We start from the raw sequence: 26,803 nt of genomic DNA on the forward strand, positions 1-26,803 counted from the left end.
CAGGTTAATTTTTTTTTTAATCCATGTTAACAAATAGGTTAGTCAATAAATATTATAGTTAACTGGGTACAATATAAACTCATTCCTCCCATCAAAAATAGTAGCAATCAACTGGAATAATTACCAAAATCGCAAAAAGGGGTATGGATAGAATATATGCCTTAATAAACATGCAAAAACAACCGCTATAATTTTCAACGGTTGTTTGTAACATATTTAATGTTTAAATCTCATCCTATTTTATATCTTACGAACCCGCACTTTCGTAAGCGTCCAAGCCCCTGTCCCAGAGTTTTAAAGAAATAACAAAGAAAACAAGGGAAATCAAAATCAACCCACCAATGTTAAAGAGCCCGTCTTTATCCTGCAAGAAATAGCTGGCAGGATAGTAGGCTGTAAAGGCGAAAGGTACGATAAAGCTAATCAACCAACGAAGGAGCGAATTGTAAATGGAAATCGGGTACTTGGCAAAATCATTAAACATATAGAAAATATAAATCATGGCACCTGACTGCTTGGTCCAAAAAGCGATGCTGGCAGTCGCGATTTTCAAGGAAGTATAGATCAAGGTCGCAAAAGGAATACAGACTAGAAAAATCAGGAATTTTGGAAGAGTCCAACCAATGCTAGACACTGTGGTCGCTAACAAAATACCACCGACCAATAGTTCGCCCAAGGCATCAATCTGAAAGGTCTCAACCAAGATGTGAAAAAGAGGATTGATAGGACGCGTCAGGTACTTGTCAAACTCTCCTTTTCGCACCAAACGTTGCCCCAGAGCCCAGAGATTGTCAAAAAAGAGATGATCTAGTCCCTTGGGAATTAAGGAAAATCCATAGATAAAGGCGATTTCTTGAAAAGTCCAGCCTTCTAAGGAAGGAATGTGTTGAAAGAGCACATTGAGAAACAAGAGGTTCAGGCCTTGAGTCAGAAAAACTCCTAACACGCCCACCACAAAATCGACCTTGTATTCCATGATTTGCTTGATGTATTGTCTGATAAAAATCAAATGCATGCGTTGATATTTTTTCATACTAACCTCCTTGAATAGTGATAAAGGACTGGACTCGTTTCCATATCAACTGAGACAAGCCCACCATCACTATGAGCCAGAAGAACTGTAGCAAGAGTGCTTGAAGAATCTGACTGGCATCGTATTTCCCAACAATGATCATAACTGGAGTATAAATCAAAGATGAAAAAGGCAAGAAGGACAAAATATCAGAAACAATCTTTGGAAAGAAAGCCAAGGGAATCAGACTTCCAGACATAAAGGCCACTATAGAAGTCTTGAGTAGATTGGAACCCCATAGATTTTTAAAGACAAAGGCTGAAAATCCAAAGCAGATATTAAAGAAAAAGTTGATTAGGTAGGCTAGAGTTAAGCTAAAAAGATAAAGGATGGTTAAGCCCAGCAATTCTACAATTCCTTGTCCTGATAAGATTTTCATCAAGACAATGACACTTAAAAATGGCAGTCCAACAGAGATAAAAATCAACCACTTGGAACCAAGCTCCGTAAAGAGATAAGAGGCCGCAAAATGCACTGGTCGCAACAAGCGCATGATAATGGAACCATCCTTGACCTCCTCCCCGATCATAAAGGAGCTGTCCGACCTAGTCAAAAGATTAGTCACAAAGCTCATGATGATGTATAGGGTGATGTCTGCCATACTAAAGCCCTGAATCAAAGATTCTTGCGAGGAATCAAAGACAGCCTTCCAGAGATAGAAAGCAACAAAAGCTCCCATAACATCCCCAATCCGATAAAGTAGAAAGTTGACTCGATAGGTAATCAACTCCTGAATCCCTGCATTGATAAAGGGTTTATAACGTCTCCACAATTTGACCATCTTAGAGCTCCTTTCGATAGAAGCGACGGATAATATCCTCAATATCCGTATCCACCATCTTCAAATCGCGGATTTCAAAATCAGACAGGGTTTGCTTGATAATATCAGCCGACTGGTAGCGGGAACTGTCGAATTCAATATTGAGGCTGTTTCCTTGTCTATCAATGGTCATATCCGAAGAGCCTTCATAGTGAGAGACAAGATGACTTTGCCCTGGTAGCAGTTCAAAGGAAAGAGTCTTCATCTTGCCAAAGGTTTCCTTGAGCTGGCTAACCGTTCCATCAAAAATCTCTTGCCCCTTATCAATCATAAAAATTCGATCACAGAGTTGCTCAATGTCGCTCAGGTCGTGAGTGGTCAAGAGAATGGTTGTTTCTTCCTCTTGATTGATCTGAGTAATTGCCCGACGAATATTGTCCTTGACCGAAACATCCAAACCAATGGTCGGCTCATCTAAAAAGAGAACCTTGGGATTGTGAAGCAAGGAAGCCGCAATGTCCGCCCTCATCCGTTGCCCCAGTGAAAGAGTTCGCACGGGATCCTTGATAAATTCCTTCAAATCCAAGACTTCATTCAAAAAATCCATGCGTTTATGAAAGAGCGAGTCTGGCACATCGTATATCTCTTTCAAGACCGTATAGGTCTCTTGCAGTGCCAAATCCCACCATAGCTGGGTGCGTTGTCCAAAGACAACCCCGATATCCTTGACATAGTCTTGACGATTGTCCTGTGGAATCTTGCCGTTAATCCGACAAAAACCAGATGTCGGTTTTAAAATTCCTGTCAGCATTTTGATGGTTGTCGACTTCCCAGCACCATTGGCCCCGATAAAGCCTAAAATCTGCCCCTTGGGAACCTCAAAGGTCAAATCCTTGACCGCTTCAAAGGTCTGCTTTTCAGGATGAATAAAGGAGCGCAAAGCTCCCTTTAACCCCGGCTCCTTCACTGTCTTCACAAAATTTTTCTGAAGATGTTCCACTTCTATCATTGCCATAAATCTCTCCCTATCGCAAGGAATAGCAACATTGTATTTTTGACTACAAATATCTAAATCCTTACTTTCTACAACTTCTACATTTTATTACTACAGAAGGCTTTATACCAACCTATTATAGTCCAATAAAAACTAGAATGCAAGCGTTTGCCTACAGATTATGAAATTAGAGATTTCACTCTTAAAATGCTATTTTAAATCCAAAATTCTGGTTTAATAGTTTCCTTAAAACACCAAAAAGACCTGCCCGATGGGCAGGTTACGAGTTGTAAAAAGCAAACTATTTTGATCAATATGATTCACTATTTAATCAACGAACTAATCTTTCAAAATTCTTTTCACAATCCCATCTCTATCAATTAGAAAACAATCTGGAAAGGTCATATGCTCCCATTTTTCATAATCAAAACTGGAATCAAAGTGATGTAGTAGTATTCCTATCAAATTCCCGTGTGAACTAAGTAAAATCATTTTTTCTGAGTATCTCTCTTCCAATTCCATTAAAAAATTTAGTACTCTAGCTAGTGCGTCTTGATTTGATTCCCCTTCTAAAAGAGATTCACTAGGATTTTGCCATAAATATTTAATACTGTCTTCAAACTCAGAATCTTTTATAAAGGTTGAAGATAATTTTCGCTCTCGTAACCGATTATCAAGAACTATTTTATCAAATTGAATTGGCGAGCTATTAATCGTTTCAAATGCTCGTTTATAAGGACTAGAAAAATAATAATCAATATTAAAAGAATTCAAAAAATCTAACTGGTCAAGAGATGAGAATCCTTTTTCTGATAAAGTTCTATTGAAATCATCACTTGAAAATCTTGAATGAGCATGTCTAAGTAAAATATAAGAATTATTCATAAGTCATTACCTTTCAATTATTATCATCAGTCTCAATGGATTTTTAAGCCTTCAATTATTCTCTAAAAATTCTTTAATGCGAGAAACAATAGCATCGCTTTGATAATGATAGAGGTCGTGAGGCGCATCCATATAGACGACTTGAACATTAGACTGGTCGCTTGCAAATCTCTCTGCATAACGTTGCCACTCAGATTGGCTAAAACTAGTGCCTTGACCGTTAGACACCAATAGTAAGGTGGGAATTTTCGGATTGATGCTAGAGGGAACTTTCTTGGCATTTTCCTTTACCGTTTGAGATTCATGAAGCATGGCTTGTGACATCAACTGCTTATAAGCTAGAAGTTTATATTGTTTTCGTTCATTTTCGGTCAGAGTTTGATTTTTTATATAAAAAGACTCAGGGAAATAACGTAATAACCCAATCTTACTGCTCCAATATGCCACAGTGAGCAAGGCCTGATTATCCTTTAAATTCTCATAACTTGACGGCAGTGCCCAATCCAGACCAATCAAGGCTTTCACTTCATCAGGATACTTCTCCTGCCAAGCCAAACTCTCTAGACTAGCCATGGAATGAGACAGAATGACAAACGGCCCTGTGATATTTGCTTGCGAAAGAGCTTGGTGAGTCTCAGACAAAACCTCCATCACATCTCTTGAATGATTGCTATCATCACTATAACCATATCCCGCCCGCTCCACGATGACTACCTTATATCGTTTCGATAAGGATTCCGATACATTTTTAAAGTCCAATATGGGAGAAGCAATACCAGCACCTGAGAGAACTACTATAGTCTCAGGTCCATCCCCTTCAACGTAAATATTTATTTGATGTCCATTGACGAGAACTTGTTGTCCCATAGGTGTTAGTGAGGCTTGTTCCTTATCTAAACTAATACGATGAAAGATAAATGTAGCGAGTAAAAATAAAAGAATGAAACTAAGAAAGCCAAGAAACCATTTTTTCAGTATTTTCATAGCATTATTGTACAAAAAATAGAACCTTTTAGCAACTTAAGATTGGTTCTTCTACAGTATATTGGCTATATAGTCAGACACAAAAAAACCCACCCAATGGGCAGGTTTCTGTATTGTATTGTTCAGCTAGATTATGCTTTACCTTCTGAACCGAATACGTCGATACGTTCTTCAACTGATGCTTGGATAGCTTTTACACCGTCAGCCAAGAATTTACGTGGGTCGAAGAGTTTTTTCTTGTCGTATTCTGCTTCGTTTGCTTCGTAGTCACGAGCAAATTTACGAGTTGCGTTAGCGAATGCGATTTGACATTCAGTGTTAACGTTAACTTTCGCAACACCAAGTTTGATAGCTGCTTGGATTTGGTCATCAGGGATACCTGAACCACCGTGCAATACGATTGGGAAGCCTGGAAGAGCTTCTGTCAATTTTTGCAAGTGGTCAAGGTCAAGACCTTCCCAGTTTGCTGGGTAAGGACCGTGGATGTTACCGATACCAGCTGCCAAGAAGTCGATACCAGTTGCAACCATTGCTTTAGCGTCTTCGATTGGAGCCAATTCACCTTTACCGATGATACCGTCTTCTTCACCACCAATAGTACCAACTTCAGCTTCTACTGAGATACCTTTAGCGTGTGCTTTTTCAACAACGTCTTTAGCCAATTTAAGGTTTTCTTCAACTGGAAGGTGTGAACCGTCAAACATGATTGAAGTGTAACCAACTTCGATACACTCAAGTGCATCTTCGTAGTGACCGTGGTCAAGGTGGATAGCTACTGGTACAGTGATACCCATTGACTCAACAAGGTTAGCGATCAAGTTGCGAGCAACTTTGTAACCACCCATGTATTTAGCAGCACCCATTGAAGTTTGGATCAAAACTGGAGCTTTTTTAGCTTCTGCTGCACGCAAGATAGCTTGAGTCCACTCAAGGTTGTTTGTGTTAAATCCACCAACTGCATAACCGTTGTCACGAGCTGCTTGGACAAATTTTTCTGCTGAAACGATTGCCATTTGTCAGGCCTCCTATATATTTTTTGGGACATCCCATTTACATTGTTCATTTTATCACTTTTTGATAAAAAAAGCTAGTTTTTCCCATACTTTAGATTGAATTTCTTCCAACTCAATCAATGTAAACCCTTTCTTTCTTTTAGTCTTGAATGACTTTGGGATAACGTATGAAGAAGGTCAATCGATCACCCTGCATCTCAAAATGATAAGGTAATTTCTCGTGTTCTAATAAACTTTTGACCACAAAGATCCCCATCCCCGAACCCTTGGCCTTGCGACTAGCATTTTCAGAAAAAGACTGGGCCAATTTTTCTTGTTCTTCAGGACTACAGCTATTCTCGATATAGAGCTCCCCTTCTCTTTCACCAATTCGGACCAAGCCACCTGGAGTGGAGTGCTTGATAGCATTACTGATGAGATTCGATAGGATCAACTTCATTACAGATGTGTTTATATAAGCCTGCTGATGGGTTAGGCTAATGTCTACCTGAAGTTCTCTATCCTTGGCGAGTAAAGCATAATCCTTGACCAGACTTTGCGTCATCTGAAGGAGGTCAACCTCTTCTTTCTCGTCTCGCAATTCCTGAACAGAGGAAAGAGACAATATCTGGAGAACGTGGTGACTGAGGTCGTCCACAATCCCCAAGGCAACTCCCAGATAGTGGTCTCTATCCTTATAACGACCGATATTTTCTTTCATATTTTCGATTAGGATTTTCAAACTAGCCAGAGGTGTTTTCAGTTCATGAGAAGCCCCTCGTAGGAACTCAACCTTCATCTTCTCCAGCTGGAGAATGGCTTCATTCTTGTCATGCAAGTCCGCAATAACAGTCAAGAGATGCTGGTAAAGGCTATTGATTTGTTCCTTGAGATCACCTATCTCATCCTTAGAATCCACGCGCAATCGTACTTGGGCATCCAAATCCATCATCCTACGGGTCACCCGCTTGATTTCCAAAATCGGGGCAACAATGGTCCGAGCGTAGATGTAGGCCACCAAAAGAGAAATCAGAAAGGATGCCAGCAAGGTATAGGGAAGAAACTGGAGACTAATCTGCTCTGCTTCCTTTTGCAAGTCCATTGAAGCTAGAAATTGGAGAGTCATAGTGCTGCCATCTTGCGTTTTCACCTCACGCTCCTCAATAAAAAGGGAAGTAGTTTGACGGTCCGTATCCAGAGGAAGATTGTCCTTGACTTCTAACTTGTCCTCGGTCATTTCTCCCTTGACAGCTCCTTTGATATCACTGGTCTGGGAATACAAGTCTAAGACTTGCTCAATATTCTGCCTATCTTTTCCATCCAGGGACTGGGCAATGGCTGTCGCTTTCTGGCCAATGGTTTCCTGACGATGGCTTAGATAAGTAGAGGGAAAGAGAAAATAAATGGCTAAATGAAGACAAATAACCAGAACACTAAAAATCGAGAAGGTATAGATAAAAATCTTTGTAAATAAACCTGTTCGTTTCATTTTCTCTCCAATTTATAACCAACATTGCGCACAGTGAGGATACAATCCAAGTCTAGCTTTTTCCGCAGTTCCTTGATATAGACATCAATAACACGGTCAAAGGGGACCTCATCTGTCGCCTTCCAGACAGCATCGATAATCTGAGAACGAGTCAAGGCCCGTCCCTCATTTTTCACCAGATAGTCCAGAATTTCCAACTCTTTGGCATTAATGGCCACTTCTTGACCTGCGAGGCTTGCGCTATAGCTTTCAAAGTCTACCTTGGTATTCTTATAGGAGAAGACTCTTCCTGTATCGTAGTAGCGCTTGAAAATCGCATCTACCCTCACTTTTAGAAGGGAGAGGGAGAAGGGCTTTTCCAGATAACCGTCTGCCAGAGAGGCAAAAGCACTCATCTTGTATTCCTCATCCTGAAAGGCAGTCAGCATCAAGATCGGAACCTGACTGGTTTTACGAATCTCAGCTAGAACTTCTAGGCCATTAAGCTTGGGCATCTGGATATCCAGTAAAACCAGGGCCACCTCATAGCTGGAAAATTTTTCTAGAGCTTCCTGACCGTCTGCTGCCTCAATGGTTTCATAACCACAATCGGTCAAATAGTCACTGATTCCCTCACGGATCATCTCTTCATCTTCTACAATTAAAATTTTCATAGAAAAAACGGTTCACATCCTTTAAATTTCTTGTAAATCTTCTCTGTTTCATCCTGATAAGAAGAGTCCTTATCAAGACAAAATAGATAAAAATGCTACCTATATTATACCCCATTTAGGGGAGAATAGGTAGCAAGTTTTTTATTCGCTATCGAGCAAGAGCTCTTTTGGTTGTTTTCTAAGGAGATTGCTTGAGGCAAGCGCCATAACGAGAACCACTAGAACCAAGGCAAGGACAAAGACGATGATAAAGTCTGATGTCTGAATAGAAATGTCTAGGCTCGACAAGGTCTTACTAAAGCCATCTACTTCAGCACCACCACCAAGATTAGAGGCTTGAGCAGCCTTGCTGGCTTGCTTGGCCACACCTGAAGTGACATTGGCAAGAACAGTATTTCCGATTGCTCGAGCTGTGTAGTTGGCTAGGAAGTAAGCCGAAACGAGAGCAGGGATGGCGATCAGGATAGATTCGGTGATAAATTGCCCCAAGATACTTGCCTGCTTGAGACCGATAGAGAGGAGAATTCCCACTTCCTTGCGACGGGCGTTAATCCAAAGACTAAGCAAGAGTGCAAGGAGAAGGACTGAGAAGCTCAAGCTACCCCAGAAGAGGAGGTTGGCCATCTTGTACATACCAGAGATGGATTGCTCAAGAGCTGGGTAGTTAGAGGAGCTCTTCACAAGTGTGTAGCTCTTCCAGTTGATACCACTGATACCATTCAACTCTTTCATGACATCATCCAAGTTCTTGTCTGCTGTTACAAAGAAGGTTGCGTCCCCATAAATAGCTGTGTCTTCTGTGTATCCATAAAGTTTTGCAGCAGTGTGAATGTCTGTGATAGCTGTGTTTTCATAGAGTTCTTGTGAGTAGGTTACTGCTGACTTATTGTGACCATCAAAGAGTCCCTTGATTGTCACTTCGACTGTTTCCTTGGCACCTTTTTCATTGTCTGCATCGTAGATATTGGAGTCTAATTTGACCTTATCTCCGACTTTCCAGCCGTGTTTGGCTGCCAAGTCCTTGTGCATGAGGATCTTGTCTTTGTCGTCGTTGGTTAGGTGCTCACCTTCAACCAGCTTATATGAGCCAGAGACAAACTTATCTTCTTTAGAGGAGTCATTGACACCTGTAATCATCAAACTACTTCCAAAACGCTTGGCACGGTCAGCAGTGAGATTTTTCTTGGTTTCTGGTGTTTCGATGAGGTCATATCCAGTCAAATCTCCGATGGCGTTGATGCGTTTAACATAAGACTCGATGGCCTTATTTTCGGTGATTTTTTTGATATCCTCACCCTTGATATTCCCAGAACCACGTGGCGTCCCTTGATTGACGCGACGATTGATTTGCATGGAGAAGCTATTGGTGATATTTTTAAAGGTCTCCTGAGAAGCCTTGGCAGTAGCTCCCTTGATCGACAAGCCGACCAAACTCAAGCTCGCCATGAGGAGAATAATCAGGAAGATAACAATCGATTTGAAAAACTTCCTTGTAACATAGGCAAATGCGTTGTGTAACATAGGTTCCCTTTCTAGATTTGATTTAATAATTCTATCAAAACAAGCTCATATTATTTAGTAGTATTGCGAGTTTCAGTCAGTTTCTTGTCCTTCAACTCAAGTGTAATATCAGACGCTTGTGCCACTTCTTTACTGTGGGTGACGACGATCACACATTTACCTGTTTTCTCGGCAAGTGATTTGAGCAGTTCGATAATATCTCCAGCAGTTTTAGGGTCCAGATTTCCTGTTGGCTCATCAGCTAGAATAACTGGAGCTTCTGAGACTAAACTGCGAGCGATGGCTACACGTTGCTGTTGACCACCTGATAACTGGAGAACGTTCCGCTTGATCTGACTTTCATCCAAACCAAGCTCAAGAAGTGTATCCTTGCTTGCTTTTTTGTTGACCAAGCGGATATTTTCCAGCGGAGAAAGATAATCTATCAAGTTATAATTTTGAAAGACCAGGGAAATATGGTGCATGCGATGGTATGAATACCCCTTGTTCCGAATGTCCTCTCCTTGGAAAAGGATAGAACCTTCAACAGGACTATCTAGACCAGCCAGTAGGGACAAGAGAGTGGATTTTCCTGCTCCTGACTCACCAATGATACTATAAAATTTTCCGGGTTCAAAATTATACTTGATCTGATATAAAACTGCTTCAGCAGTGTTCTTATAACGGTAGGTAACATCTTGCAATTGTAATAAAGTCATGATTTCTCCTTCTTAACTAATAGATGATAAAATTTCCTTAGGCGATTTTCTAAATAGAAATACGAAACAAAGGGCTACTGATAAGCAACCAATCAGTAGCAGAAAGGCATAGGATTCTGCAAAGGATAGGAGACTGGTTGATAGACTGCTTGCTTTAGCTAGCGTATCTTGTAAGGTTGCCTGATCTCCACTGGCTAGGACAGTTTGGAGCAGATAAGATGTAATGGCTTTCCCAGCAATAAAGGATGGAAGCAAAGCTCCAAGAGATACCAACACCACCTCTAAACAGAACTGTAGGAAGATTGAGCTCTTGCCTTTTCCAAGTGCCAGTAAAATCCCTACTTCGTAGACCCTTTCTCTCAACCAGAGAGACAAGACCAAAATTAAGGCTCCAGCTCCAGCTATCAACATCCCATAAAGGAAGATGGTCAGGAAGGTTTGGAAGGTTGCAACTGAGTCTTTAATTTGTTCAAAGGCTTTGTTTTCCTTCTCAACTTGGTAACCTTGACTTTCTAAAGCCAAGTTTTCTACCTGCTTCATGAGTCCGTCCATTTCCTTAGGATTTTCTACATAGAAGCGCGCTGCACTGACTTGCGGTTCACTATTTCCCAGAAGGCTTTGGCTGCTTTCATAGTCTGTAAAGACTTGGTTTTCACTGAAATCAGAAGACAAGCCTGTGAACTTCTCTTGTTTTTTTCCAGAAAAGATGCCAACAATTTCAAACTCAACTGTTTGCCCTTTTCCAGATTCTGACTGACCAGCATCCAAGCGAATCTTATCATGAAGCGAAAGACCGTTCTTCTTGGCCAACTCTTCGTGGATAAGGATTTTCTTGGAATCCCCTTTTTGAAGGTGTCGCCCTTCTTTTAGGTTGAAAGCCGAACTGGTAAAGGTAACATCCTTGGATGAATCCTCGAGAGCCGTTAAGCTAACCAAGTTCTTGTCCGCAGCTGACAAGTCATCACGTTCGACGCTCTGCTCACCACTCACTGCTTCCTTGTCTTTTAGTTTTGCGACCGTCTCGAGTTCAGGAGAGACATTTTCCAGTCCTTTAATCTTGCTAACTGATGCTAGGTCCGATAACTTGAAGGTCTGACCGTTCTCTATCTTCTTAATAGAAAAAGAGGTATTAAGAGATTTGTAAAGATTGCTTTCTACTGTTTTGTTGGACTTCATCAGCGTCAAACAGGCTGAAATTCCTGCTAAAAGAACAAATAAAATCAGAAATAAAATAAAACTTCTCAGTCGTTTTCTGCTGACATAAGCCCAAGCTCTTTGGATTGGATTCATTTGTCACCTCCATATTTGTAAGACTATTATAAAATCCAAATATGAAATGTTTATGAAATCGAAAATTTTTTTGATTTATTTTTGAAAAAACAAAAAAGCTAGCAAACGCTAACTTTTCTTCATATATAAGGATAAATAGTACCAATCAAAAATCTACTTCATTTTAAAAATGATAGTCACATCTTTCTGATTAGTATTTTTTCATCTCCTAAGTTCTTCATTTTCTGACTAGTATTTGAGGATATTCTTGATAGAATGAAATGGAAAACTCAGTTTAAATATTCTGATACAATGGCTGTTCTTGATGCCAATATTTTTCTATACACGAAACGTAGCCTCTAGTCTTCTTTGTAAAAACAAAAAGAGCTAGCTAAAGCTAACTCTTACCCTATGCGGAGAGAGGGACTTGAACCCTCACGACCTAAAGCGGTCACAGGATCCTTAGTCCTGCGCGTCTGCCAATTCCGCCATCCCCGCGTCGATTACTTTACTAGTATATCAACTTTCAAAATCTTTGTCAACACTTTTTTCAGATTTTTTTCATTTTTCCAAGGGAATCATTCTTTAATTTCAGACAGATTTTCATCCAGTAATTTTGCTCCCAATGTGTTCTTAAAATGCCCAAGAGCAAACTGATGATTTTCTGGCCAGATAGAGGCAACCGCAGGTTTGACAACTTCAATGTCATAACCTAAATTGTAGGCATCAATAGCCGTATGAAGGACACAAATATCGGTCAGAACCCCCGTCAAGATAACTGTAGTAACCCGACGTTCTCGCAAACGGATATCCAAGTCCGTTCCTGAAAAAGCTGAATAGTGACGCTTGTCCATCCAAAAGACGCGACTATCCGCCTCATGCTCAGCATAAAAATCAGCTAGGGGGCCGTAAAGGTTACGCCCACTAGTTCCGATGATGTTGTGCGGTGGAAAGAGTTTGCTTTCTGGGTGGAATGTATCCTTCTCTTCATGAGCATCAATGGTAAAAAAGACATAGTCTCCACGATCAAAAGCTAATCTGGTTGCCTGATCAATGGCTTTTGATATTGCTTGAGCAGGTGCTCCAGCAGTTAGCTTTCCATGGTCTGCTACGAAATCCTCTGTATAGTCAATCGAGATTAAAGCCTTTGCCATTAGTAGTCCCTCTTTTTCACTTCCTCAAAAATATCACCAATTAGAACTTTGAGATAAGTCCCCTTCATTCCTAATGAACGACTTTCAATAATTCCTGCTGACTCTAGCTTACGGAGAGCATTGACGATTACTGAGCGCGTGATACCGATACGATCTGCAATGACAGATGCTGTCAATTGTCCTTCATTTCCATCCAACTCAGCTAGAATAGCTGAAACGGCACGAAGTTCTGAATAGGAAAGGGTATTAACTGCCATGGTTACAGCAGTACGACGGCGAATATTTTTCTCATCTTCTTCACGTTGGAAGTTCAATAGTTGAATTCCCACAACCGTGCTCGCAATCTCGACAAGAATCAAATCTTCATCTTCAAATTTCTTATCATTGCGCCAAATGATCAACGAACCTAGACGAATCCCTGATACATGAATCGGAGCGATGGTCGTCAAACCATCTGGAAAGTCCGCACGGCTCTCTACAGGGAAAATGGTCAAATCGTGTTCAACAGGAAGATTTGCTTCCGTGTCGTAAATCATGTTTGCCCCTTGTACATAGACCTCAGGGAATGTTTTGGTTTGGAAGAATTGTTCTACACGGTCATTATTGGTCTTATAACGCATAAAGTAGCCCAAGAGACGTCCCTTGTTATTCACAATACAAGCGTTACAATCAATAATATCAGCTAACTGGCGTGTGATCGCATTGTAAGGAAGTTCATCTTGGAGTTGCTCTTCTGAGCGCTTTAGAATAGACGTGATTTTTCTTGTTTTTTCTAATAAATGTGCCATTTTTTACCTCGCATATAATCGCTTCCATTATAACATAGAAAAGTCTTTATTTCAATAATTATCTGAAAATTGCTTATTTAATTGCAATTTTGAACAGCAAAAATATTTTAGAAAAAAGCGAGGTTTTTTATTGACATCCTATTTTATTTTTGATATTATAATATTATAAGAAGATGACATGATAAATCCCTTTCCGTTTCACCTATCCTTTACTATCACCATCTTCTTTTACTATCGGTCTCCTTATATATAAAAGCGATTCACACTGTGAATCGCTTTTTTCTATTTGTCTCCTTTGTTACGAATAACAAAGCCTGTTTTCTTTTCGCTTGAAGTGTTGCGAGGTTTTTTATTGTCTTTATTACGGTACCGTCTGTCTTTATCAAAACGATCGTTCCCACGACTGCCTTTCTTGAAATCATCACGGCGAGCATTGCCACGGCGATCACGATCTCGACGGTCGTCCCCACGACGGCCTCCTCGACTTCCCTTACCTTTGCCACCGAATCCATTACCTGATGGTTTAAACGGCAGTGGTTTTTCACGCGCAATCTCCACTTCAGGAAGGCTGTCTGGATCTTGGACTGTCAGACTCAAGATATACATAGCCAATTCTTCTGGACTAAATTCTGCTGCTAACTTACGAGCATCTTTAGCAAATTTCTCAAAGTTCCCACGAATTGCTTCGTCTGCGAAGTCTCGTTCGATTTTCTTGAGAGCTACTTGTTTCTTAGCTTGGAAGGCTTCTTCTGCTGTTGCTGGTTTCAAGCCTTTCATGCGTTTCTTAGTCAAGTTTTCGATGATTTGCAGGTAGCCCATTTCATTTGGTGCTACGAAAGTAATAGATTGACCTGACTTACCAGCACGACCTGTACGACCGATACGGTGAACATAACTTTCAGGATCTTGTGGAATATCGTAGTTGTAGACATGGGTCACACCTGAGATATCCAAACCACGTGCTGCCACGTCTGTCGCAACCAAAACATCAAGATTCCCATTTTTAAAATCACGAAGGACACGAAGACGTTTATTTTGGTCTAAGTCACCATGAATTCCTTCTGCACGAAAGCCACGAATTTTAAGTCCACGAGTCAATTCATCTACACGGCGTTTGGTACGACCAAATACAATAGCAAGTTCTGGTTGTTCCACATCCATGAGACGTGTCATAGTATCAAATTTCTCTTGTTCCTTGACACGGATATAGTACTGATCCACTAGCTCTGTTGTCAATTCCTTGGCAGCAATCTTCACATGTTCAGGGTCTTTCATAAACTGAACACCGATACGTTTGATAGCATCTGGCATGGTTGCTGAAAAGAGCAAGGTTTGACGATTTTCAGGGACACGGGAAATGATGGCTTCGATGTCTTCAAGGAAGCCCATGTTGAGCATTTCATCCGCTTCGTCAAGGATCAGGGTTTCAATGTCTTGTAATTTCAAGGCCTTGCGTTTAATCAAGTCCAAGAGACGGCCTGGTGTTCCTACCACGATGTGGGCACCAGATTTAAGGGCCTTGATTTGTTTTTCAATGCTGGAACCACCGTAAACTGAGCGAACTTTCACTCCTTTGCTACGGCCAAAGCGGAACAGTTCTTCTTGACTTTGGACAGCGAGTTCACGAGTTGGAGCGATGACCAAGGCTTGGATAGTCGCTTCTTCTGTACGGATTTTTTCAAGGGTTGGCAAGCCAAAGGCTGCAGTTTTTCCTGTACCAGTCTGAGCTTGACCGATAACGTCTTTTCCTTCGAGAGCCAAGGGAATGGTCTGTTCTTGGATGGGACTGGCTTCTACAAATCCAGCTTTTTCAATCTCTGCTAGCAATTCAGCAGACAAGTTAAATTCATTAAATTTCACGTTATTCTTCTTTCTAAAGGTGGTGCGAAGCCACCCTATAGGGCTTTAGTTTATACTTTTCTTTTCATGACGTATCTTCTACAAAAAAGAGATACCGTGTTGCTTCTTTTCCACGAAAGAAAAGTACTAGTTTCTTTGCAACCTATCTAGTATAACACAAGAGAGAAGCAAAAGATAGTAGAATCCTTTAGGAAAATCATGTAAACGATTTTTCTTAGAAATAATTGAGAAATAATTTCACTCATTCTATAAACAGCCCTAATGTTCATTCTTACTATTGATTTTCTAATCAAAAGAATCTAATATAGTAATCAAAGTATAAAAATTTGAAAGAAGAGAAACAAATGGGCAATGAAAACAAAATAAGCTTAGTTGCTTTGGTTGAGCAAACTTATGGAATATCAACAGAACCAATTTTTAAAATAATAAATTTTTTACCCGATTTTAAAGTAAAAAAAATCTACGAAAATGGCCTTCATAAAAAAAATAGTCAAGGACAATATTGCTTTGACATTATTCATAAAGATATATTTCAAATACCGTATGTCGGAGATATAAAAAATTTATCTGTCATAGTTGGTGAAAATGGGGCTGGGAAAACAACTATTATCAACCAAATACTTAGGGGAGGAAAAGGAAAAAGCCTAATTCATCTTATTTTCAAGCAAAATGACAAATTTTGGACATATCCTGATTTCGCACAAGAAGCAATTTCCATTCAACACTGTTCTACACATCCCTATATTATTAAATTTTCAAATGCAAAAGAATTCCCAAGTGGCGATATCTACATTCGTCCAGGTGCACTTGACGCATCAAACTTTAAAAATATTATTGCATTTGATAAGGATGAGAAAATTGTCATACTACAAGAAACAATAAACCAAATCAAATTTATTGAAGAATTTAAGCATAAAATTAATGAATTTGTAGACTATTCTCAAAAAGGAGTGACCGTAGATTTCGAAGGAGACAAATTGCCCTATAAGAGTGACCAACTATTATATTTGGATAGAGTTGAAAAATTAACCAATAGAAATGACAAAAACTCTATTAATCATAGAATAGTTGACTATTTTTCAACATTGATAAATTACATCATTGATAAAGAGTATACCGAAAGCGATGCCTCACTAATAAATTATGAAAACCTATTGGCTCTTCATCTATCTTTTAGGAATAATGAAAACATTATATTGCAATATCAATCCATTAGAGTTGATTCCGACCGCTTTCTTCCATTTGAGTATAGTATCGGAGGTTTACGACAAGATGTATCTAATATCCAACTTAAGGATACAAATATTGATGATCGGGTAGATATATGGCATATCTTTTATATTATCAATCTCTATTTTAATTATGTAGATAAAACAAAGGTAGGAAGTGATAATAAATACTACAAAGAAATCAGTTCAATGTTAGATGAGTTGGAGAAAAAAGTTCAAAAACTTCGATACACTTTGGATTTTTCTAATAGTGAACTTAATAAACTAGACAATCTTATTAGACAGATACAAGACATTTATCGAGATATTTATCGTGGTCTTTTTGAAGAATTTCTCCCTCGTAGTAAACCACTAGAAAAATGGAGCAAGCTTTGGGAAAGCATCAAAGCCCCTTGTATACGGGTGGCTAAAGCAATCAGTTACACTTCCTATTTTGAACTAACTGAGAATGGTTACTTTGTCAAACACAAATTGATTCCAGAAAGAGTATGGACAAAACTAAAAGAAGTTCGTATATCTGATAATGAGATTGAACGACTCAAAGATGTTGAAGAGTTATTATACAAGTTACAAGAAATCAATACAGATTTTAAGATTTTATCTAAAATTGTAAGCATCATTTCAGAGATTTCTATACCAGCACTAGAAGAATCTCTACAATTTAGATGGATTGGATTAAGTTCGGGTGAATTAGGATTATTAAGATCTTTTGCAAACTTATATTCAGCAAAATTGGCATTACAGAGAAAAACTCATAGAGGGATTGACCAAGATAATTTTCTAATACTTTTGGACGAAGTTGATCAAGGGATGCATCCCGAATGGCAACGAAAATGGGTTAGTACTGCTTTACCAATTATTGAAAAAATATTCGATAATAAACATTTACAAATAATAATTACAACTCATTCCCCAATTTTTCTATCAGATATTTATAAAGAAAATATTATCTACCTATCTAAAGATAATACAGGATATGAAAACAATAAGTTCAATAAGACATTCGGCCAGAATATCTATACTCTCTACAAAAACTCTTTTTTCCTAAATAGGTTAATGGGAGAATATGCATATAAGAGCATTGAAGATACTTTCGAATACCTAAATTTTAAAATCAATGCTGATTCAAAAGGTATTCGACCAGAAAGCTTATTTAACGAACTTAGTGATAATTTACAAAAGAAAACGGCTCAAAAAATTATCGAATCTATCGGTGAGCCCATTATTGCTAATCAACTAAAAGAATTATTTATCCGAGCTTTTTTAGAAAACAAAGATGAAATAGAGGAGATAAAAGACAAAATTTCTAAACTTCAAGAACAACTTAAACAACTTGAGGAGGACAATTCCAAATGATGCCCTTAGAAATACCCAAATATCCAAAGGAATTTATTGATTCCTATGTTAAATTGATGATTTGCAAATATTTAGATTCCATTATTAGTAAATCTTTATTGAAAAGAATTGAGTTTTATAAACCAAATATCAGAAAAACCTTTGGCTACAATAGTGCGACCGTTATAAAATGTCTAATTAAAGAATACTATTTTCATGAAAATCATTTTGATGAAATAACTCTCTATGCGAAAACACATAAAACTAATTTAGAAACGTTTGTAAAAGCAAAACTAGGAACAAGCAACAAAATTCTTATTAATAAGATAACTACAAATAATTTCAAAGACTACAGAAATGAATCGTGGTATGGTAATTTTGTGACAAATTTAAATTCACTAATTATAAGAAAGAGTCAAAAAATTATAAATTTCGTTGAGAGTTACAAAAAAGTGGACACTAATGACTTTGTTGATTACTTTAGAGAATTAATATTAGTCAAACCTGAGCATATGGCTTCTTATATACAAAATCGTCCTAAATATCAACCACCAAACTTTAAGAATATAAAAAAAATATACAACCTATCACAGGAAATTGAAATTAATAAGAAACTAGAAAAAATTAATAGCTATATGATTCGAAATTTTATATTTTCAGATAGCTGTGGTTTAATAGTGTGCCCATACTGCAATCGAAATTACATCAATAGTAGAGGTAACTCATTTTCAGCAGAGATGGATCATTTTTATAACAAAAATGATTTTCCAATATTTGCAGTATCTCTATATAATTTCATACCAAGTTGTGGAACATGCAATCGGCTTAAGAGAACCTACGATTTAAAAATCAATCCTTTCTTGAAATGTGAAAATAATTGTGTCAAATTTGATATCATAAAGTATAATGAAAATTATAAAATTGAATTAAAATATATTAAAGATAACAAACTATTACACATTAATACTCATCCTGACTTAGAGAATGATCTGATTAATATTTTGAAACTAGATAAAGCATACAAAATTCACAATTTAGAAGTTCAAGAGATGGTAAATAGAGAAATGGAATATGGTCAAGAATATAGAAACTCACTAATAAAATTATTAACTGGAACAGAGGAAGAAATCAATAGAAAAATAGATACTCTTATTTATGGAGAAGTTGTATTTGCACAAGAGAGTGAACTTATCAATAAATCACTTGGTAAATTTAAAAAAGAGGCATATGAAAAAATCAAAGGATGGAAACTCAGTAAAAAATGTGATGAATAATATAAAAATGGATACCTCAAATGATTGCTAGTAAAGTTTGAAAAAAATAAAAATTAGTTGATTGCTTATTTCTCCAAATTTTGGGCATACTAAAAAGAGACCTTGACACCTAAATTTTAAAATTAAAGCACGTTGAATCCATGTTTCTTTGCGAAGCGAATAGTGTCTTGAAGAGAAATTGTCTTATCAGGATTTCTTATTTCTGTAAGAGCTTGTAATCTTGGATTATAACTCTCCTATTTTAGAAGTACGTGGTAGATGGCAACCAATAAACTGCGACAGATAGCGATGACAGCTTTTCGATGTCCCCGTCGTTTCTTGAGTTTGAGACATTTATTTCGTAATTCAGGGTGCTTCTCTGATTTAACCACGGCGTTAGCTATTTGAACAAGAAAAGGTTTGAGATAGTGACCACCTTTCAAAATACGAGTAGAAAATTTCTTTCCTGCACTTTCATTGTTGGCAGGAACTAATCCAGACCAAGAACAGAGTTTACCCACAATGTTAAAAACAATCATATCAGCTCCGATTTCAGAGATAATTCTGAGGGCAGATAGTTCCTCTTTGAAACTAGGCACGGTTTGGATTAACTTGACCTGTTCTGGGTATTCTTGTCCAAGCTTCCGAATCATGGTTTCTAAAACTTCTTTACAGACGGCAAGTGCATCATAGTGTTCCTTGATGATTCTGATTTTCTCAGCTTGTTCAGGTGTCACATCCCCCTCAATAGCGATTTTCAAGTCTTGCACCTTATCCTTCATTCGCTTGTGAAGCAACTGTTCAATGTTTGGTTTCTCCTCTTGATTGTTAAGGATACTCTGAATAATAGCCTGAGCACTTTTTCCGAACACATCAGAAACGACACTTGCAATCTGAAGATTAGACCAAGTCAGACAGTTCTGGTAACGATTCTTCTCGCTAACTTGAAGTTGTGTTAATTTCATACGACTGATAAAACGAGACTAAAATTTAGACTATTCTATAAACTTTTTAAAGCGTAGCAGAATTGTGCAAAAGTTTTTTTCTTGTGCTAGAATGAAATGCGAATAGGAGGAAGATAAATGTTAACTTATGATTTAATCGTTATCGGATTTGGTAAAGCTGGGAAAACACTAGCTGGTAAATTAGCCTCAGCTGGCAAAAAAGTTGCCCTCGTTGAACGTAGCAAGGCTATGTACGGCGGAACTTGTATCAACATCGGTTGTATCCCAACTAAAACCTTGCTAGTTGCTGCTGAGAAAGATTTGTCTTTTGAAGAAGTTATTGCTACCAAAAATACTATCACTAGTCGCCTCAACGGTAAAAACTATGCGACTGTTGCGGGTACAGGTGTGGATATCTTTGATGCGGAAGCTCACTTCCTTTCAAACAAAGTCATCGAAATCCAAGCTGGTGATGAAAAACAAGAACTGACTGCTGAAACTATCGTTATCAACACTGGTGCCGTTTCAAACGTCTTGCCAATCCCTGGACTTGCTACAAGTAAGAATGTCTTTGACTCAACAGGTATTCAAAACTTGGACAAATTGCCTGAAAAACTTGGTGTCCTTGGTGGCGGAAATATCGGTCTTGAATTTGCAGGCCTTTACAACAAACTTGGAAGCAAGGTTACAGTCCTAGATGCCTTGGATACTTTCCTACCTCGTGCAGAACCTTCCATCGCAGCTCTTGCTAAGCAATACATGGAAGAAGACGGTATTGAATTGCTTCAAAACATCCGTACCACTGAAATCAAAAACGACGGTGACCAAGTCCTTGTCGTAACTGAAAACGAAACTTACCGTTTCGACGCCCTTCTCTATGCAACTGGACGTAAACCAAACGTCGAACCACTTCAACTTAAAAATACAGACATTGAACTAACTGAACGTGGCGCTATTAAAGTAGACAAACACTGCCAAACAAACGTTCCTGGCGTCTTTGCAGTTGGGGATGTCAACGGTGGACTTCAATTTACTTACATTTCACTTGATGACTTCCGTGTTGTCTACAGCTACCTTGCTGGAGATGGCAGCTACACACTTGAAGACCGTCTCAATGTACCAAACACCATGTTCATCACACCTGCACTTTCACAAGTTGGTTTGACTGAAAGCCAAGCAGCTGATTTGAAACTTCCATACGCTGTGAAAGAAATTCCAGTTGCAGCAATGCCTCGTGGTCACGTAAATGGAGACCTTCGCGGTGCCTTCAAAGCTGTTGTTAATACTGAAACAAAAGAAATTCTTGGAGCAAGCATCTTCTCAGAAGGTTCTCAAGAAATCATCAACATCATCACTGTTGCCATGGACAACAAAATCCCTTATACTTACTTCACAAAACAAATCTTCACTCACCCAACCTTGGCTGAGAACTTGAATGACTTGTTTGCGATTTAAGTTGAGACTGATTTGTTAGCTAACAGCCCTCTTTGGGCTGTTTTTGTTTCTGCGAAATCTCAAAACTGTCTTTTCCCTCTTTTATGATATAATAGAAACATGAAATTAAAAACTACTTTGGGCCTCCTTGCTGGGCGTTCTTCTCACTTCATCTTGAGCCGTCTTGGCCGTGGAAGCACGCTCCCAGGAAAACTCGCCCTTCAATTTGATAAAGATATTTTACAAAATTTAGCTAAGAACTACGAGATTGTCGTGGTCACTGGAACCAACGGGAAAACCCTGACAACTGCCCTCACTGTCGGCATTTTAAAAGAAGTTTATGGTCAGGTTCTTACTAACCCAAGCGGTGCCAACATGATTACAGGGATCGCAACGACCTTCTTGACTGCCAAATCGTCTAAAACTGGAAAAAACATTGCCGTCCTAGAAATTGACGAGGCCAGTCTATCTCGTATCTGTGACTACATCCACCCTAGCCTTTTTGTCATCACTAATATTTTCCGTGACCAGATGGACCGCTATGGTGAGATTTACACGACTTATAACATGATTTTGGATGCCATCCGTAAAGTGCCTACGGCTACAGTTCTCCTCAATGGTGACAGTCCGCTTTTCTACAAGCCAGCTATTCCAAATCCTGTAGAGTATTTTGGTTTTGACTTGGAAAAAGGGCCAGCCCAACTGGCTCACTACAATACCGAAGGTATTCTCTGCCCTGACTGTCAAGGTATCCTCAAATATGAGCACAATACCTATGCTAACTTGGGGGCCTATATCTGTGAAAATTGTGGTTGCAAACGTCCTGACTTGGACTACCGTCTGACAGACTTGGTTGAATTGACCAACAATCGCTCTCGTTTTGTCATTGACGGCCAAGAATACGGCATCCAAATCGGTGGACTCTATAATATCTACAATGCCCTTGCTGCAGTTGCTATTGCCCGTTTCCTCGGCGCAGATTCGCAACGGATCAAGCAAGGATTTGACAAGAGTCGTGCTGTCTTTGGACGCCAGGAAACCTTCCATATCGGTGACAAGGAATGCACCCTCGTCTTGATTAAAAATCCTGTTGGTGCGACCCAAGCTATCGAGATGATCAAACTAGCTCCTTATCCATTTAGCCTATCTGTCCTCCTTAATGCCAACTATGCTGATGGGATTGATACTAGCTGGATCTGGGATGCGGACTTTGAACAAATCACTGACATGGACATTCCTGAAATCAACGCTGGTGGTGTTCGTCATTCTGAAATTGCACGCCGTCTTCGAGTGACTGGCTACCCAGCTGATAAAATCACTGAGACAAGCAATCTGGAGCAAGTTCTCAAAACCATTGAGAACCAAGACTGCAAGCATGCCTATATCCTGGCTACCTATACTGCTATGCTAGAATTCCGCGAACTGCTGGCTAGTCGTCAGATTGTTAGAAAGGAGATGAACTGATGGTTTATACTTCACTTTCCTCAAAAGCTGGCAACTACCCTTATCAGCTCAACATCGCCCACCTTTACGGAAACCTCATGAATACTTACGGAGACAACGGCAACATCCTCATGCTCAAGTATGTGGCTGAAAAACTGGGAGCTCATGTGACGGTTGACATCGTTTCTCTCCATGATGACTTTGATGAAAACCACTATGATATCGCCTTTTTCGGTGGCGGCCAAGACTTTGAACAAAGCATCATTGCAGGCGACCTTCCTGCTAAAAAAGAGAGCATTGACAACTACATCCAAAACGACGGAGTGGTTCTAGCTATCTGTGGTGGTTTCCAACTATTGGGCCAATATTATGTTGAGGCTTCAGGGAAACGCATCGAAGGGCTAGGGGTCATGGGCCACTATACCCTCAACCAAACCAATAACCGCTTTATCGGTGACATCAAAATTCACAATGAAGATTTTGATGAAACCTACTATGGCTTTGAAAATCACCAGGGACGTACCTTCCTCTCAGATGACCAAAAACCGCTGGGACAGGTGGTCTATGGAAATGGAAATAACGAAGAAAAAATCGGCGAAGGGGTTCATTATAAGAATGTCTTTGGTTCCTACTTCCACGGACCTATCCTCTCTCGTAATGCCAATCTAGCTTATCGCCTGGTTACTACTGCCCTCCGGAAAAAATACGGTCAGGACATCCAACTCCCTGCTTATGAGGACATTCTCAGTCAAGAAATCGCTGAAGAATACAGCGACGTGAAAAGCAAGGCTGACTTTTCTTAAACTAAGGAAAATTAGATAAAAGAACTCCGCTATCTTGTCGGAGTTCTTTTTGCCTGTTCTTTTACCCTTCTCCCTTGCATTTTCTCTCATTTTTTGCCAAAATAGAGGGGTAGAAAGAAGGTAGCATATGTCTAAATTACAACAAATCGTAACATATCTTGAATCAGAAAAACTAGACGTCGCTGTCGTATCTGACCCCGTCACTATCAATTACCTCACTGGCTTTTACAGTGATCCCCATGAACGCCAAATGTTCCTCTTTGTTCTAGCAGATCAGGAACCTCTCCTCTTTGTCCCAGCCCTTGAAGTAGAACGTGCGAGTAGCACCGTTTCCTTCCCAGTTGTGGGCTATGTGGATTCTGAAAATCCATGGCAAAAAATCAAAAACGCTCTTCCACAGCTTGACTTCAAACGTGTCGCTGTTGAGTTTGACAATCTCATCTTGACCAAATACCATGGTTTGAAAACAGTTTTTGAAACTGCTGAGTTTGAAAACCTCACTCCTCGCATCCAACGCATGCGCCTCATCAAATCAGCTGACGAAGTGCAAAAAATGATGGTTGCAGGTATCTATGCTGATAAGGCTGTTCATGTTGGTTTTGACAATATTTCTCTTGATAAGACAGAGACAGATATCATTGCCCAAATCGACTTTGCCATGAAACGTGAAGGCTATGAAATGAGTTTTGATACCATGGTCTTGACTGGCGATAACGCTGCAAATCCGCACGGAATTCCTGGTGCAAACAAGGTCGAAAAAGACGCCCTTCTCCTCTTTGACCTCGGTGTCATGGTCAATGGCTACGCATCAGATATGACTCGTACGGTCGCTGTCGGTAAACCAGATCAATTCAAAAAAGATATCTACAACTTGACTCTGGAAGCCCAACAAGCTGCTCTTGACTTTATCAAGCCAGGTGTGACTGCACATGAAGTTGATCGCGCTGCTCGCGAAGTCATTGAAAAAGCTGGTTACGGAGAGTACTTCAACCACCGTCTCGGTCACGGTATCGGTATGGATGTCCACGAATTCCCTTCTATCATGGAAGGAAACGACATGGTCATCGAAGAAGGCATGTGCTTCTCTGTTGAACCAGGTATCTATATCCCTGGTAAAGTCGGCGTTCGTATCGAAGACTGTGGTGTTGTTACCAAGGATGGCTTTGACCTCTTTACAAGCACCAGCAAAGATTTGCTTTATTTTGATTAAACCTAGATAAGCCAAAAGTCAGCTATTGAAGCTGACTTTTTTATTTTATCTTCTTGACACTCTGAAAGACTACAAATCCCACAACCATTCCCAAGGTATTTTGTAGGAAGTTTGGAAGGATTTCTGGCAAGGCTGCTGACCAGCCATTCATTAGAGTTGAGCCCAGAGCGTAGCCACTTACCATGACGATAGTAGCCAAGACAAGGCCTAGCCATTGCCATTTCCCTTTAAAACCTGCAAAAAATCCTTGCAAGCCATGGTTTACCAAGCTAAAGAACATCCACTGTGGAAAGCCTGATAAAAGGTCAAGCAGAAAAGCTGCTAGTCCTCCAACGACGGCCCCTTCTTTACTGCCAAAGTAAAAGGCAGTAAAGAAAATACCTGCATCCAAGAGAGTCAATATTCCTGTTGGCGTTCCAATTTTCAAGTAATAACCTAGAACCACAGAAAGGGCGGTTAAGAGGGATACAAGGGCGATTTTAGTTGTTTTGGTTTGCTTCATATTGTCTTACTCCATATTGATCTGCTTGTGCAATAGCACGGTAAACGAAAGCTTTCGAGCTCTCTACTGCTGGTAAAAGTTCATCCCCTTTAACCAAGTGACTGGCGATGCTTGAGGCAAAGGTACATCCTGCACCCGCATTTTGGCCTTGAATGACTGGGTTTTCTAGAACAGTGAAAGTTTGTCCATCATAAAAGACATCCACTGCCTTGTCCTGACTGAGGCGATTGCCTCCCTTGATAATAACTGCTGGCGCTCCTAAATCATGCAATTTCTGCGCTACAGCTTTCATGTCTTCCAATGTTTTAATTTCCTGACCAGCCAATAATTCTGCTTCAGGAAGATTTGGCGTAATCACACTGACATGAGGGAAAAAGCGAATCAACTCTTGACAGAGTTCACTAACAGCTACATCGTGCGTTTCCTTGCAGACCAAAACGGGGTCCAATACCACAGGCACTCCTGGACGTTGCTTGATAAAGTCCAAGGCCTTCTCAGCCACACTGACAGTAGGAAGAAGGCCAATCTTAATTCCTGCAAACTCGACATCACGTAAGCTATCCAATTCATGTTGAAAAATGGCATCGTCAGTTGGAAAGACTTCAAAGCCCTTTTCGGTCAAGGCCGTCAAACAAGTCACTGCTACAAAGCCATGCAGACCATTTAAGGTATAGGTAGCCAAATCAGCTGATAAACCACCACCACTAAAAATATCATTCCCAGAAAGGGCTAAAATACGATTATTCTTCATAACGAATCTCCTTTAAATACAAGCCATTCGGTGCAGCCGTTGGACCTGCAAGTTTTCTGTCCTTCTTCTCCAAAATCAAGTCAATCTGCTCAACTGGCATTCGATTATTTCCTATTTTGAGCAGCGTCCCCACCATATTGCGAATCTGCTTATACAAGAAACCATTTCCTGAAAAGGTAAAGGTCAAAAATTGGCCTGTCTCATCAACACTAAGGCTGGCTTCTGTAATAGTCCGAACCTTGTCCTCTACACTGGTTCCAGATGCTGTAAACCCAGTAAAATCATGGGTTCCTTCTAATTTCTTGGCAGCTATCTGCATTCGCTCCACATCGAGGGGATAGGGAAAGTGAGTAGCATAGTGACGGCGCATCGGATTTTTAGGACGCCCCCTATCCACGATAAACTCATATGTCTTGCTATGTTTTGCATAACGACAATGAAAATCATCCGCCACAATCTCAATCGAAATCACATCGATATCTTCTGGTGACTGGGTATCCAGAGCAAAACGGAGTTTTTCCACATCCATCTGATAGGGCAGATCAAAATGAATAACCTGTCCCAGAGCATGGACCCCACTATCCGTCCTACCAGCACCATGAACAGTGATGGCTTGCCCCTTATTGAGTCTCATTAAGGTTTTTTCGATTTCCTCTTGAACGCTCCGCGCATGAGGCTGGCGCTGAAAACCAGAAAAGGCATAACCATCATAGGAAATGATTGCTTTATATCTTGTCATAACTTCTATTTTATCAGGAAATAAAAGTGTAAACAAGTTTA

At 39.6% G+C, this 26,803-nt stretch carries 23 protein-coding genes, 1 tRNA gene and 1 pseudogene; 6 read left to right on the top strand and 19 right to left on the bottom strand.

All coding sequences use genetic code 11. The annotated features are described in order from the left end of the window. Positions 1 to 247: 247 nt before the first annotated feature. From M1G01_RS04610 to cshA, 15 genes are all read right to left on the bottom strand, one after another. Complete coding sequence (locus M1G01_RS04610; RefSeq protein ID WP_070696900.1) at positions 248 to 1,033, bottom strand: ABC transporter permease; 786 nt, start codon at positions 1,031 to 1,033, stop codon at positions 248 to 250. Position 1,034: 1 nt separating this feature from the next. Next, positions 1,035 to 1,853, bottom strand: a complete 819-nt coding sequence (locus M1G01_RS04615) for an ABC transporter permease (protein WP_000240154.1) — start codon at positions 1,851 to 1,853, stop codon at positions 1,035 to 1,037. A 1-nt stretch (position 1,854) separates the two neighbouring features. Further along, positions 1,855 to 2,847 (bottom strand): ABC transporter ATP-binding protein, encoded by a 993-nt coding sequence (locus tag M1G01_RS04620; RefSeq protein ID WP_070569110.1) that lies wholly within the window; start codon positions 2,845 to 2,847, stop codon positions 1,855 to 1,857. Between the two features lie 318 nt (positions 2,848 to 3,165). Then, entirely contained in the window at positions 3,166 to 3,711 is a 546-nt protein-coding gene (locus tag M1G01_RS04625; protein ID WP_001066186.1) for a histidine phosphatase family protein, read from the bottom strand. 51 nt (positions 3,712 to 3,762) lie between these two features. After that, positions 3,763 to 4,695 carry an alpha/beta fold hydrolase gene (locus M1G01_RS04630; RefSeq protein WP_213952166.1) on the bottom strand — a complete coding sequence of 311 codons (933 nt, stop codon included), beginning with the start codon at positions 4,693 to 4,695 and terminating at the stop codon, positions 3,763 to 3,765. Positions 4,696 to 4,826: 131 nt separating this feature from the next. Next, complete coding sequence (locus M1G01_RS04635; RefSeq protein WP_016466093.1) at positions 4,827 to 5,708, bottom strand: class II fructose-bisphosphate aldolase; 882 nt, start codon at positions 5,706 to 5,708, stop codon at positions 4,827 to 4,829. Between the two features lie 139 nt (positions 5,709 to 5,847). Next, positions 5,848 to 7,176, bottom strand: coding sequence for a sensor histidine kinase (gene vncS / locus M1G01_RS04640; RefSeq protein WP_247931274.1), 1,329 nt, complete (start codon positions 7,174 to 7,176; stop codon positions 5,848 to 5,850). Further along, a complete protein-coding gene (gene vncR, locus M1G01_RS04645; RefSeq protein ID WP_049489824.1) occupies positions 7,173 to 7,829 on the bottom strand; it encodes a response regulator transcription factor VncR in 657 nt (218 codons plus the stop codon). Before vncR ends, vncS begins: the two co-directional genes overlap by 4 nt. 141 nt (positions 7,830 to 7,970) lie before the next feature. Further along, on the bottom strand, positions 7,971 to 9,350 hold the full coding sequence (vex3, locus tag M1G01_RS04650; RefSeq protein ID WP_000903002.1) for an ABC transporter permease subunit Vex3: 1,380 nt from the start codon (positions 9,348 to 9,350) through the stop codon (positions 7,971 to 7,973). Between the two features lie 50 nt (positions 9,351 to 9,400). Next, entirely contained in the window at positions 9,401 to 10,048 is a 648-nt protein-coding gene (gene vex2 / locus M1G01_RS04655) for an ABC transporter ATP-binding subunit Vex2 (RefSeq protein WP_000173735.1), read from the bottom strand. Positions 10,049 to 10,060: 12 nt separating this feature from the next. Continuing rightward, positions 10,061 to 11,338: an ABC transporter permease gene (locus M1G01_RS04660; RefSeq protein WP_247931275.1), complete on the bottom strand. Its 1,278-nt coding sequence runs from the start codon at positions 11,336 to 11,338 to the stop codon at positions 10,061 to 10,063. Between the two features lie 391 nt (positions 11,339 to 11,729). After that, positions 11,730 to 11,815, bottom strand: a tRNA-Leu gene (locus M1G01_RS04665). Between the two features lie 80 nt (positions 11,816 to 11,895). Then, positions 11,896 to 12,471, bottom strand: coding sequence for a cysteine hydrolase family protein (locus M1G01_RS04670; RefSeq protein WP_247931276.1), 576 nt, complete (start codon positions 12,469 to 12,471; stop codon positions 11,896 to 11,898). Beyond that, positions 12,471 to 13,259, bottom strand: a complete 789-nt coding sequence (gene codY, locus M1G01_RS04675; RefSeq protein ID WP_000940725.1) for a GTP-sensing pleiotropic transcriptional regulator CodY — start codon at positions 13,257 to 13,259, stop codon at positions 12,471 to 12,473. Before codY ends, M1G01_RS04670 begins: the two co-directional genes overlap by 1 nt. A 282-nt stretch (positions 13,260 to 13,541) precedes the next feature. Then, complete coding sequence (gene cshA, locus M1G01_RS04680) at positions 13,542 to 15,119, bottom strand: degradosome RNA helicase CshA (RefSeq protein WP_247931277.1); 1,578 nt, start codon at positions 15,117 to 15,119, stop codon at positions 13,542 to 13,544. 326 nt (positions 15,120 to 15,445) lie between these two features. On the opposite strand from cshA, the gene M1G01_RS04685 reads away from it, so the two are divergent. Then, positions 15,446 to 17,704, top strand: coding sequence for an AAA family ATPase (locus M1G01_RS04685; RefSeq protein ID WP_247931278.1), 2,259 nt, complete (start codon positions 15,446 to 15,448; stop codon positions 17,702 to 17,704). Continuing rightward, positions 17,701 to 18,957: a hypothetical protein gene (locus tag M1G01_RS04690; RefSeq protein WP_247931279.1), complete on the top strand. Its 1,257-nt coding sequence runs from the start codon at positions 17,701 to 17,703 to the stop codon at positions 18,955 to 18,957. Before M1G01_RS04685 ends, M1G01_RS04690 begins: the two co-directional genes overlap by 4 nt. Before the next feature lie 122 nt (positions 18,958 to 19,079). Here the strand turns inward: M1G01_RS04690 and M1G01_RS04695 are convergent. Further along, a pseudogene (locus M1G01_RS04695) lies at positions 19,080 to 19,913 on the bottom strand (transposase); the annotation flags it as partial. Between the two features lie 105 nt (positions 19,914 to 20,018). On the opposite strand from M1G01_RS04695, the gene M1G01_RS04700 reads away from it, so the two are divergent. The 4 genes from M1G01_RS04700 to M1G01_RS04715 all read left to right on the top strand — a co-directional run bounded on the left by M1G01_RS04700 (position 20,019) and on the right by M1G01_RS04715 (position 24,770). Further along, positions 20,019 to 21,335 carry an FAD-containing oxidoreductase gene (locus M1G01_RS04700; protein ID WP_247931281.1) on the top strand — a complete coding sequence of 439 codons (1,317 nt, stop codon included), beginning with the start codon at positions 20,019 to 20,021 and terminating at the stop codon, positions 21,333 to 21,335. A gap of 99 nt (positions 21,336 to 21,434) precedes the next feature. Next, entirely contained in the window at positions 21,435 to 22,778 is a 1,344-nt protein-coding gene (gene murT, locus M1G01_RS04705; RefSeq protein ID WP_247931282.1) for a lipid II isoglutaminyl synthase subunit MurT, read from the top strand. Then, the gene (gene gatD, locus M1G01_RS04710) at positions 22,778 to 23,560 is read left to right on the top strand and encodes a lipid II isoglutaminyl synthase subunit GatD (protein WP_000263169.1); all 783 of its coding nucleotides are present in this window, start codon (positions 22,778 to 22,780) and stop codon (positions 23,558 to 23,560) included. The genes murT and gatD overlap by 1 nt, the downstream gene beginning before the upstream one ends. 127 nt (positions 23,561 to 23,687) lie before the next feature. Beyond that, positions 23,688 to 24,770: a M24 family metallopeptidase gene (locus tag M1G01_RS04715; protein WP_049490287.1), complete on the top strand. Its 1,083-nt coding sequence runs from the start codon at positions 23,688 to 23,690 to the stop codon at positions 24,768 to 24,770. A 40-nt stretch (positions 24,771 to 24,810) separates the two neighbouring features. Here the strand turns inward: M1G01_RS04715 and M1G01_RS04720 are convergent, their stop codons facing one another. The 3 genes from M1G01_RS04720 to truA are packed head-to-tail and all read right to left on the bottom strand — an operon-like array spanning position 24,811 to position 26,762. After that, positions 24,811 to 25,272, bottom strand: a complete 462-nt coding sequence (locus tag M1G01_RS04720) for an ECF transporter S component (RefSeq protein WP_000814995.1) — start codon at positions 25,270 to 25,272, stop codon at positions 24,811 to 24,813. Then, positions 25,250 to 26,023 (bottom strand): bifunctional hydroxymethylpyrimidine kinase/phosphomethylpyrimidine kinase, encoded by a 774-nt coding sequence (locus M1G01_RS04725; protein ID WP_000794752.1) that lies wholly within the window; start codon positions 26,021 to 26,023, stop codon positions 25,250 to 25,252. The genes M1G01_RS04720 and M1G01_RS04725 overlap by 23 nt, the downstream gene beginning before the upstream one ends. Further along, complete coding sequence (truA, locus tag M1G01_RS04730; RefSeq protein ID WP_084922029.1) at positions 26,013 to 26,762, bottom strand: tRNA pseudouridine(38-40) synthase TruA; 750 nt, start codon at positions 26,760 to 26,762, stop codon at positions 26,013 to 26,015. The genes M1G01_RS04725 and truA overlap by 11 nt, the downstream gene beginning before the upstream one ends. Positions 26,763 to 26,803: the final 41 nt, after the last annotated feature.

The sequence above is a fragment of the Streptococcus oralis genome (assembly GCF_023110055.1).
GTDB lineage: Bacteria > Bacillota > Bacilli > Lactobacillales > Streptococcaceae > Streptococcus > Streptococcus oralis_BY.

Excerpts from the sequence above, each read along its gene's own strand:
- M1G01_RS04610 (WP_070696900.1), bottom strand. The coding sequence starts at position 1,033 with ATGAAAAAATATCAACGCATGCATTTGATTTTTATCAGACAATACATC.
- M1G01_RS04615 (WP_000240154.1), bottom strand. The coding sequence starts at position 1,853 with ATGGTCAAATTGTGGAGACGTTATAAACCCTTTATCAATGCAGGGATT.
- M1G01_RS04620 (WP_070569110.1), bottom strand. The coding sequence starts at position 2,847 with ATGGCAATGATAGAAGTGGAACATCTTCAGAAAAATTTTGTGAAGACA.
- M1G01_RS04625 (WP_001066186.1), bottom strand. The coding sequence starts at position 3,711 with ATGAATAATTCTTATATTTTACTTAGACATGCTCATTCAAGATTTTCA.
- M1G01_RS04630 (WP_213952166.1), bottom strand. The coding sequence starts at position 4,695 with ATGAAAATACTGAAAAAATGGTTTCTTGGCTTTCTTAGTTTCATTCTT.
- M1G01_RS04635 (WP_016466093.1), bottom strand. The coding sequence starts at position 5,708 with ATGGCAATCGTTTCAGCAGAAAAATTTGTCCAAGCAGCTCGTGACAAC.
- vncS (WP_247931274.1), bottom strand. The coding sequence starts at position 7,176 with ATGAAACGAACAGGTTTATTTACAAAGATTTTTATCTATACCTTCTCG.
- vncR (WP_049489824.1), bottom strand. The coding sequence starts at position 7,829 with ATGAAAATTTTAATTGTAGAAGATGAAGAGATGATCCGTGAGGGAATC.
- vex3 (WP_000903002.1), bottom strand. The coding sequence starts at position 9,350 with ATGTTACACAACGCATTTGCCTATGTTACAAGGAAGTTTTTCAAATCG.
- vex2 (WP_000173735.1), bottom strand. The coding sequence starts at position 10,048 with ATGACTTTATTACAATTGCAAGATGTTACCTACCGTTATAAGAACACT.
- M1G01_RS04660 (WP_247931275.1), bottom strand. The coding sequence starts at position 11,338 with ATGAATCCAATCCAAAGAGCTTGGGCTTATGTCAGCAGAAAACGACTG.
- M1G01_RS04670 (WP_247931276.1), bottom strand. The coding sequence starts at position 12,471 with ATGGCAAAGGCTTTAATCTCGATTGACTATACAGAGGATTTCGTAGCA.
- codY (WP_000940725.1), bottom strand. The coding sequence starts at position 13,259 with ATGGCACATTTATTAGAAAAAACAAGAAAAATCACGTCTATTCTAAAG.
- M1G01_RS04690 (WP_247931279.1), top strand. The coding sequence starts at position 17,701 with ATGATGCCCTTAGAAATACCCAAATATCCAAAGGAATTTATTGATTCC.
- M1G01_RS04700 (WP_247931281.1), top strand. The coding sequence starts at position 20,019 with ATGTTAACTTATGATTTAATCGTTATCGGATTTGGTAAAGCTGGGAAA.
- murT (WP_247931282.1), top strand. The coding sequence starts at position 21,435 with ATGAAATTAAAAACTACTTTGGGCCTCCTTGCTGGGCGTTCTTCTCAC.
- gatD (WP_000263169.1), top strand. The coding sequence starts at position 22,778 with ATGGTTTATACTTCACTTTCCTCAAAAGCTGGCAACTACCCTTATCAG.
- M1G01_RS04715 (WP_049490287.1), top strand. The coding sequence starts at position 23,688 with ATGTCTAAATTACAACAAATCGTAACATATCTTGAATCAGAAAAACTA.
- M1G01_RS04720 (WP_000814995.1), bottom strand. The coding sequence starts at position 25,272 with ATGAAGCAAACCAAAACAACTAAAATCGCCCTTGTATCCCTCTTAACC.
- M1G01_RS04725 (WP_000794752.1), bottom strand. The coding sequence starts at position 26,023 with ATGAAGAATAATCGTATTTTAGCCCTTTCTGGGAATGATATTTTTAGT.
- truA (WP_084922029.1), bottom strand. The coding sequence starts at position 26,762 with ATGACAAGATATAAAGCAATCATTTCCTATGATGGTTATGCCTTTTCT.